Origin of the sequence: Actinomadura logoneensis (genome assembly GCF_003428695.1) — a bacterium.
Classification (GTDB): domain Bacteria; phylum Actinomycetota; class Actinomycetes; order Streptosporangiales; family Streptosporangiaceae; genus Spirillospora; species Spirillospora logoneensis.
The window spans coordinates 1-1,403 of the sequence record NZ_QURH01000526.1 but is presented as its reverse complement, the minus strand read 5'-3'; the positions used below and the strand labels follow the sequence as shown (position 1 = coordinate 1,403).

Here is a 1,403-nt window from a genome sequence, read left to right as displayed (position 1 = left end):
CGCTCGGCGGCGTCGTGGCCGCCGGTGGCCAGGCCGGCGCGGACGCGGCCCACACCGAACATGATCGCGGCGGTGAGCAGCAGCGCGACGAGGACGGCGAGGCCGCCGTGCGCCGCGCGGGGCAGCCCGCGGCGCTCACGCGACTTGCGATGGCGTGCCATGGACTCGGTCGGACTCCGATCCACCCGTTCCGGGGGTTGCGGGGACGTCGGGGGTAGTGGGGACAAGGGGGGACGCTCAGGACGATCTCGGTGTCAAGCTATCCGGAGCGCATGGATAAGGTTCAATCATGCGATCGTGGCCCGCTCCAGAAGTACCCAGTCTCCCCGATCTCGGCCTGGCCGGCGCGTCCGGGCCGCTGCGGCTGCACGACACCGGCACGGGGGAGGCGAGGCCCACCGCCCAGGGGCCGACCGCGCGGATGTACGTCTGCGGGATCACCCCCTACGACGCCACGCACCTGGGCCACGCCAACACCTACCTCGCGTTCGACCTGGTGAACCGGGTGTGGCGGGACCAGGGCCGCCGGGTCCACTACGTGCAGAATGCCACCGACGTGGACGATCCGCTGCTGGAACGCGCCGAGCGGGACGGGCTGGACTGGCGGGAGCTGGCCGACCGGGAGATCGAGCTGTTCCGCGAGGACATGGCGGCGCTGCGGGTCCTGCCTCCCGACCAGTACATCGGCGCGGTCGAGGCGATCCCGCTCGTGGTGAAGATGATCGAGGAGCTGCGGGCCCGCGACGCGGTGTACGAGGTGGACGGCGACCTGTACTTCCCGGTCGCGTCCGACGCCGGGTTCGGCGAGGTCAGCCGGCTCACCCGGGACCAGATGCGGCCGCTGTTCGCCGAGCGCGGCGGCGACCCGGACCGGGCGGGCAAGCGCGACCCGCTGGACGCGCTGGTGTGGCTGGCGCAGCGTCCGGGCGAGCCGGGCTGGGACTCGCCGTTCGGCAAGGGCCGCCCGGGCTGGCACATCGAGTGCTCGGCGATCTCCGTCGAGCACCTCGGCATGGCGTTCGACGTGGAGGGCGGCGGTTCGGACCTGGCGTTCCCGCACCACGAGATGGGCGCCGCGCACGCGCAGGTCGCGACGGGCGAGCGCCCGCACGCGCGCGCGTACGTGCACGCGGGCATGGTCGGCCTGGACGGCGAGAAGATGTCCAAGTCGCGCGGCAACCTGGTGTTCGTGTCGAAGCTGCGGCGGTCCGGCGCCGACCCGATGGCGATCCGGCTGGCGCTGCTCGCGCACCACTACCGCGCCGACTGGGAGTGGACGGCCGCGCAGCTCGACGCCGCCGCCGAGCGCCTGGAGCGCTGGCGCGCCGCCGTCGCCGCCCCGTCCGGGCCGGACGCGGCGGGCGTGCTGGAGACCGTCCGGGAGCGGCTCGACGACGACCTGG

At 74.0% G+C, this 1,403-nt stretch carries 1 protein-coding gene; it reads left to right on the top strand.

Annotated features, from left to right (window positions below; all coding sequences use genetic code 11):
• Nucleotides 1-289 precede the first annotated feature (289 nt).
• On the top strand, nt 290-1,403 hold a 1,114-nt coding region (gene mshC / locus DZF91_RS23825), incomplete at its 3' end, for a cysteine--1-D-myo-inosityl 2-amino-2-deoxy-alpha-D-glucopyranoside ligase (RefSeq protein WP_117359546.1).